General features: G+C 65.8%; 5 protein-coding genes. All 5 read right to left on the bottom strand.

Going from position 1 to position 7,963, the window contains the following annotated elements; translation table 11 throughout:
* Window positions 1-445 precede the first annotated feature (445 nt).
* Complete coding sequence (locus tag U1703_RS13495; protein WP_332786091.1) at window positions 446-2,491, bottom strand: TonB-dependent siderophore receptor; 2,046 nt, start codon at window positions 2,489-2,491, stop codon at window positions 446-448.
* Between the two features lie 320 nt (window positions 2,492-2,811).
* Entirely contained in the window at window positions 2,812-3,579 is a 768-nt protein-coding gene (locus U1703_RS13490; protein ID WP_332786090.1) for an outer membrane protein, read from the bottom strand.
* 239 nt (window positions 3,580-3,818) lie between these two features.
* A complete protein-coding gene (locus U1703_RS13485; protein ID WP_332786089.1) occupies window positions 3,819-4,430 on the bottom strand; it encodes a putative hemolysin in 612 nt (203 codons plus the stop codon).
* Between the two features lie 176 nt (window positions 4,431-4,606).
* Window positions 4,607-7,006, bottom strand: a complete 2,400-nt coding sequence (locus U1703_RS13480) for a TonB-dependent receptor (RefSeq protein ID WP_332786088.1) — start codon at window positions 7,004-7,006, stop codon at window positions 4,607-4,609.
* Entirely contained in the window at window positions 7,003-7,929 is a 927-nt protein-coding gene (locus U1703_RS13475) for a FecR family protein (protein ID WP_332786087.1), read from the bottom strand. The genes U1703_RS13480 and U1703_RS13475 overlap by 4 nt, the downstream gene beginning before the upstream one ends.
* Window positions 7,930-7,963 lie beyond the last annotated feature (34 nt).

Here is a 7,963-nt window from a genome sequence, read left to right as displayed (position 1 = left end):
ACCATCCATGGCCTATGGAACGCCATCGGCCGCATCCTCGACCTCTACTCACCACAGGAATGTGCCAACTACTTCGCCGCGTGCGGATATGATGCAGACTGATCGAAAACCGCTCTAAGGCACCCGGAATCGCCAATCTCATTAAGTTTAGATGAAATGCACGGTGTCCCGATCGACGCAGGTTCGACGCCAAAAATGGGACCGAATTTGATGTGGGCCACGTGGGGGCCACCAATTACGACGCTGGCTAAAACCCGAGCTTTTCTGCGGCCTGCATCGAGAGATATGAGTCCTGTAAGCGCACTATCTCCCAAAAACCCATGAAAAGCACTAGCTTGGGTTACAATCTGGCTTGAACGGCAGCCGACAGGTGTCGCGCAACTCGCTTTACGCTGCGTGCACCGCCGCCGGGATCGTCGTTTCGCCGCACAAGCGGTTGCCCGCGTCAGAAGCGGGCACGCACCGCTCCCAGGATGCTGCGCGGCGTACCGGGATAATTCTCCAGCCGGGTAACCGTGGACTCGATATAATAGGCGTCGGTCAGATTGCGGGCGGTCAGCGACAGTTCCAGGCCCGTGCCGGGCACCGCATAGCTGATCGTCGCATCATAGACGGTATAGCCATCGACTGAAAAGCTGTTGCTGAGGTCGCCCGCGCGCCGGCCGACCAGGGTCACGCCGCCCGCCAGGGTCAGCCCCTCGGCAGCGCCGCCCAGCAGATAGCTGCTCCACAGCCTGCCGGACCAGCGCGGCACGTTGGTCAACCGGTTGCCCACCGCGAACAGCTCATCCCTGCTGATCGTCGCATCGAGATGACTGCCGCTGGCGATCACCTGCCACCGCTTCGTCAGGTGGCCGATAACGTCCATTTCCAGCCCGCGCACCCGCTGCTCGCCGGTCTGGATCGCGAAGCTGGTATCGGCCGGGTCCGGGGTGGCGACATTGCGCTTGGTGATGTCGAAGGCGGCGAAGGTCGCGATCAGGCGCCCGCCCACGGGGTCCAGTTTGACGCCCGCTTCATATTGACGGCCACGCTCGGGATCGAGATAGCTCAGGTCGCGGCGCTGGCTGGTCTGCGGCTGGAAGCTCTGCCCATAGCCGCCGAACAGCGATATGGCCGGCACCGGCTGTACGACCACCCCGCCGCGCCACGTCGTCGCACTACTGTCGCGACGGTCTTCCCGACCATTGACCTGATTGAGCAGCCGGTCACGCACAATGTCGTGGCGGACGCTGCCGAGCAGCTTCAGCCAGTCGGTCACCGTGACCTGATCCTGGACATAGGCCGCGTAGAGATCGGATCGGCGATAGGTGTCGGCATTGAGCGACAATCGCGGCAGCGGGGCATTATAGACCGGGTTCAGGATATCGATCGACGCGATGTTACCGCGATAGGTCAGGAAATCGAGCGTGGCATGACTATAGCTGCCACCGGCCAGCACGACATGGCCGACCCCGCCGGTCGCAAAGGTCGCCACGGCCTCTGCGCGCGTATCGACGGTTTCCAGATCCTCGGTACGGTTCGTCGCGCGACGGCTCAGTGTGCGGCCATTGGCGGCCAGCGCGCGATAGTCGATCGCATAGTTGTCCTGCACGACCGCATCGGTGTAGCGGCCGTTGAGGTGCAGGCTGAGCCAGTCGGTCGCACGGTGCGCCACGTCCAGCACGACGCGGGTCTTGTGTGCGCCCGTGACCGACCAGGGTTCCGACAGGAAGCGCCGGGCGGGGAGCGTGACCCGGTTGTCGGCGCCGACAACAAGGCCGCGGTCGAACGGATTACGCTGGTTGCTATGGTCGATATCGAGGTTGATCGTGGTGGCATCGCCCGGTCGCCAGCGGGCTGCGAAACCGGCGAACTGTCGCGTGGATGTGGCCGCATGCTTGCCGCGAAACCCCTCCAGAGTCTGTGCCGCACCGGTCACGCGCACCGCCAGCCGATCGCCGACCGGACCGCTCGCCGTGGCCGAGACGCGCGCGAAGTCGAAGCTGCCGGCCTGCATGCTGATTTCCGCCGTCGGCCGGTCGGTCGGGCGCCGCGTCGTGATATTGATGACCCCGCCCGGATCGCCTTGGCCGTACATGACGGATGCGGGCCCCTTCAGCACCTCCACCGTCTCGACATTGGCGAGATCGAGGAAGGTTTCCGACCGATCGGCCACCCGGTTCAGCAACACGCCGTCGATCGCGTAACGCGGGGTGGTAAAGCCGCGGATCTGGTAGATTTCGCCACGGTTGCCGGCGGTGGTCGCCGGCTGCACCCCCGAGACGTTCTGCAAGACGTCGGTCAGGCGGATGCTGTTCTGATCCTCGATCACGCTGCGGGGGATCACCTGGATCGATTGGGGCACGTCGCGCAGCGGCGTCGCCGTGCGGGTCGCGGTCGTGCTTTCGCCCTCGACATAGCTGGGTCGCTCTCCGGTCACGACGATATCGCCGCGCTCCTGCACCCCGGCCTTTTCGCGACGGTTATGGTCGTCGGTGGACTCCGCCATAGCACCGCCCGAGAGTCCGAACCCAGCGCACAGCATAGCCGTGCCGGAAATCCAGCGCACCATTACACCCCTTTAGCTATTGCGTTTCGCTCGCATTAGCTAAAGGGGTGGGCCTGAGCAAGCTTGTTCGGACGACGATCCTGACTAGAATCTACGCTTGGGCAAGCGTCTCCTGCCGTACGTCAGATCAATATTCAGGCTTTTCAAAGCTATTGCGCGCTGATCCGGAGGAATCCCCGCCCCTGATCGGTAACGCGGCGACCAGGGGGATCGACGCGGCCGATACAGGGACGGCATTTTCCTATCGGATCAGGCCGAGGTCAGAACTTCTGGCGAAGGCCGACCATGATCGAGGTCGAGGAGCTCTTCAGCTTGTAGGTCGGGGTCGTGCGGCTGAGATCCTGATCGATCGTCACCCCCTTCATCTGCATCCCCGACGTCCGCGAATGCCGCCCGAGCAGCTCGATCGACGTCTCAGGCGTCACGTCATAGCTCGCACCCGCATCGACGTGCCAGCGGAAGCCCCAGTCCTTGCCCGCCATCGATGCAGCGGGCTGCAGCGTACCCGGATTAGCGTTCCGTGCGTAGCGATCCGCCGAGTAATTGACGCGCGAGGCACCGATGCCACCGCCGACGAAGGGCTTGAACGGACCGTCCTGGATCAGATCGACATAAGCGGACACGCCCAGATCGAAGGACTTGAGCCGACCCGCGCCGATATAATTTTTGTCGCTCAACGCCTTGGCGTTGATGTTGGCGGTGTCGTAACCTGCGGTGCCCTCCAGGCGGAAACCACCGAAGTCATACCCCACGCCCAACTCACCGGTGAAGCCGGACTTGTTGTCGATGTTCTTGGGCAGCGTGGGGGCGGTCTTCGACACCGTCTGACCCTTTTTCAGCACCTGGCTGGGCTTCACGTCGGAATCGACCTGCGCACCGGCACGGGCAACGGCATAGGCGCCGGGTGCGGCCTGCTGCGCGGACGCGGGCGTCGTCCCGGCGATGGCGGCGATCATGCCAGCGATCATCGCAGCCGAGTACCGGCACGCACCGCGATGCGCGGGCGCGAACGAGCTAACCAGGGTCATGGAGTCTAGTCCTTCGAAAATGGATCTTGGTTCGAGCGAGCCGCACCAGTCTGCGTCCCCCTACATCAGCAAGACGGCACCATTTTCGATATGCCTTGGGGTCTATGAAAGTTTTTTCGAAATTTTAGGAAAGCCACTCTGATTTCGGCGCTTTGCTGTCGCGGTCCCCTCGCCTGCCCTCGAAAGACTTGCCTGGGAATGAGCCGCGCGCCCGTGCGCGCGGCCCACATCTTCGGCGATCAGCGGGGACGGCCGGTCGACTGCTCACGATAGAGACGCCATTCCTCCACCACGCGCCCATTCGGCAGATGGCAGAACCCCGTCGTCCCGCCGGGCCCCTCGCGCATTTCGAGACGTCCCTTCTGCTTCACGCAGTAACCGGACGCCGGATTGGCGAGGCCGATCGTACCGGGCTTTGCCGGGCCAGGCCGCTTGCCGTCATCACGGCGGTAGAGCACCCAGGCATCGACCGTCTTGCCGTTGCGCAAACGGCAAAGCGCGACGTCACCCTGCGGGGTCCGGCGGTTCAGATTGGTGCCGCCGACCCTGCTGCAATGAACCGCAGCCGGGTTGGCCATGGATATGTCGTCGCGGCGCTTCGGCACCGGCGGACGCTTCTGATTCTGGCGGAACAGCTTCCACTCCTCCACGACCTTGCCGTTCGGCAGCCGGCAATAGCCGACATCGCCCGATGGCGTCCGGCGCGAGAAGGAGGTGCCGCCGATCGAGACGCAATATTCCGACGCCGGATTGGCGATCTCGCTCCCCTTCGACTGGGCATGGGCGGGCAGTGCGAATATCCCAGCGCCTGCCGATAGCAGGCTCGCCATCACAAATGCTTGAAATTTCATATTCTATTCCTCCGAGCGGAGCGGAACTGCTTCGGGCTTCGGGGCCCGCGAACGCATTATTCCTCACTCCATATTGCCGATGACTGAATGTCCCGATCGCCGGTGTTCGACGGTCGTCATTCGATGCCAGGCATGGGGAGGACGGAGCGGAACGGCGGATACCGTGACGATGCCGGTCAAAAAGCGGTGTCGAACCCGATCCGCAAGGTTCGCGGGCGAAGCGGAGTGACCTGTGCCCTGCCCGTGAGAAAGGGTGTGCCCAGCGCGAAGCGGTTGCCCCGTGCATCGGTCAGGTTCGTGACGCCGATGGTGACGCCGAAGCGATCCCACCCCACGCGAGCGGTGATGCCGCTGTCGACCAGGTTGCCCTGCTCCTCCCCCAGTTCGGGGCCGAGGCCGAGCCGCGACACGCCCACATAGCGTGCCCAGCCATCGACCTTCAGCCGCGCATGATCGGACAGCGCGGCGTCATAGGTCATTCCCACGCGCGCCGTGACATTGGCGATGTTGGGGATCGGCCCCAGTCGGGCCGCCGCGCCGACGGGGCCGCCCGACGCTCCGGCGACCGGCAGATCCTTCGGTGCGCGTTCGTTGATGCTGCTGTCGTTGAGGGAGATCGCGGCGTCGATCCGCAAACCCCTGGCCAATCGGGCCGAGGCGGTCGTCTCGACCGTCCAGATGTCGCCATCGCCGACATTGGCGGTCGATGGAAAGCCGCCGCCATCCAGGAAATCGGCCTGGATATTGCGCCAGCCGGTATGGGCGACGGTGAAGGAAAAGGCGAACGGATCCCGCGCCGCACGGCCGAAACGATAGCCCGCCTCGATCGTCCCGACATGGTCGTTGTTGAACCGTTGAACGTCACCGTTGTAGATCGTCAGCCCGCCGGGTCGGAATCCTTGCTGGTAGCGCAGGTACATCGTGGCATTCGGCCCGGCATCGATCAGGGCCGATGCGGACGGCAGAACGGAAACTTCCCGGCGCGAGGCCAGCGTCGCGAGCCCCTCCGGCGTATTCTGCAACAGGCTGTCCTCCGCCGCCCCCGTCAGCACCGAACGGCCGATACGCAGGCCCCCGGTCAACAGAACGGTCCGGGCCGCCCGGATGCTCGCTTCGCCATAAGCCGTGATCTCCTGCACCGCGTTCGACACGCCGGGGAGTTGCTGGCGTTGGCCAGGCGACACGAAGGCCCGCGACAACCGCGTGCGATTGTCGGTGAAGCTCAGGCCCAGCAGCCATCCCGATCCATCGGCGTGGGTGATCCAGCCGCGCGTTTCGTTGGCGACCATCCGCGTGCGGTTCGCCTGCGTGAAGAGCGTCGGATCGTCACCGACCAACGTCGCGTCATAGCGTTCGGTGAGGTCATGCGCGGTGATACCGGTCGAGGAACGGAGCCGGACATCGCCGACCTTGCCGCTCAGTACGAACTGCCCCTGCCCGAAATCGGCGCCGAACCCCTCGACGACCCGGGCATTGCGTGTGAGGGCACGGGCGCCCCGATCCGCATATTGGCTGTCGGCACCGCGAATGCGCTGGCCGATCCCGACCAGCTCGGCACTCCAGTCGTCGGCGATCTTCAGGTGCACGGTGCCACGGCCGCCATCGATACGCGTGGTGTTGACGTCGCGGCGTCCGAGCAGCGGCTTGTCGATGTAGCCACCCTCCTCGACCGACGTGGCGACCAGCCTGACGCCGAGCCGATCCGTCACGATGGGCACGTTCAGGACCCCCTGCGCATCATATCCCGGTGCGCCATGCTGGGTGGCGGATGCGCCGATGGCGACCGATCCGCTGGTGCGGTCAAGCTCGACCGGATTGGGGACCAGCCGGATCAGGCCCCCAAGCGAACCCGCACCGTATAACGTGCCCTGCGGCCCCGCCAGCACCTCCACCGCCGCCAGATCGGCCAGGCGCAGGTCGGGGTCGGGCGCGTTATAGCTGAGGCGCAGGTCGCCGAAATACTGGCCGACCGTCGCCTGGCTGGGGCCGGTGAAGCTGGAATCCGCGATGCCGCGGATGAACAGCTTGTTGCGCCCGGCACCGAGATAGGTGGACGCGACGGTGGACAAGCGCGACGTCAGTCGTTCGGTCCCCCCGACACCGCCAAACTCCAGATCCCGACCGGAAACCCGCATGACCTGACCCGCAACGCGACCGAACGGCAGGTCACGCTTGCTGCCCACCACGATGATATCGGGCGCAGGGGGCTCGGGCGGTGGCACGGCGGGCACGGGTGGCCGGGGCCTGGCTGGGCGCGCGCGCGGCAACGGCGTCCGTTTCGGCACAAGGCGGAACAGCGCCGCATCGATCGGCTCGACCTCGCCCCCGCATCGTGCGGCGATCAGACGGAGCGCGGCGAGCGCACTCATCCGGCCGCGCAAGGCCGGTACAGGCTTCGACCACAAGCCCGGATCGGTGACGACGACGCTGACGCGGGCAAGCCGACCGAGCGCCAGCACCTGCGCGCTGACGGTCCCCGCAGGCAGATCGATCGCCAGCGTCCTTGCGATGGCGGGGGACGGCGCGATGGCGGCGATCATCAGCCCGATGGCGGCCGACCGGGCACCCGGCTTCACCGATCGTCGCCCAGCACCCAAATCTCTCCGTCCCGCCGGACACCGACCGCCAGCAGCCGACCCAGCAATGCCGGGTCGTCATTCAACGAGCGGATATCGACCGTCCCGCTGAACGGCCGATCCGCGATCGCCGCGTCAACGCGGATGTCGTGGCCAAGCTGGCGGCTCAGGTCGCGCGCGACGTCGGACAGCGGGGCGTGATCGAAGGTCACGCGACCTTCGCGCCAGCCGCCGACATCCTCCGCGCGCTCCCGGCGCAGCTCGCCGTCGCTCGCCACGACCGCCTGGCCCGGATCGAGGCGAAGGCGCGCGCCTTGCGGATCGACCATCACCGCGCCTTCCGCCACGGCGACGCGCGTCCGCCGGGGATCGTGCGTCACGTCGAAGACGGTCCCCAGATCGACCATCTTCGTGTCGCCGGCGGTCACCTGAAACGGATGCGCCGCGTCATGCCTGATCCGGAACAGCATTTCGCCGCGATCCACGACCGCCATGCGCGCGTCCGTGCGATCCAGCGTCACGCGCGAACCGCCGCTCAGGATGATCTGGCTGCCATCGGCAAGCGCCACCGACCGCTGCTCGCCGGGTGATGTCTCCACCGCATAAGGTTGCGACCGGTCGTTCCAGACCGACACGCCGACGACCATGGCCAGCATGGCGGCGACGGCCCCGCCGCCCCAGCGCCAATACCCGCGTCGCACCGGCCCGGTGTCGTTCGCGACAACCGGCGCGGCCTGGACCGGCGTGGCCGCGACGCGGTCGGTCGCCTGCGCGATGGCCGCCGCCGCCTCGTCATAGCGATCATGGTTCAGCGGATCGGCCTCGAGCCATTCCGTCAGGCCATCCCAGTCCTCGAATGACGGGTCGGCCGTGCGGATGGCCCATTCCAGTGCGGTGTCGTCGACCTTCCTGCCGGTCATCATGCCTTGTCCTCGGTCGCGACGGCGTTCGTCATGC

The sequence above is a fragment of the Sphingomonas flavida genome, from assembly GCF_036663655.1.
In the GTDB taxonomy this organism is placed as follows: domain Bacteria; phylum Pseudomonadota; class Alphaproteobacteria; order Sphingomonadales; family Sphingomonadaceae; genus Sphingomonas.
Note: the sequence above shows the minus strand (reverse complement) of the source record. Positions and strands in the feature narration are given on the sequence as shown.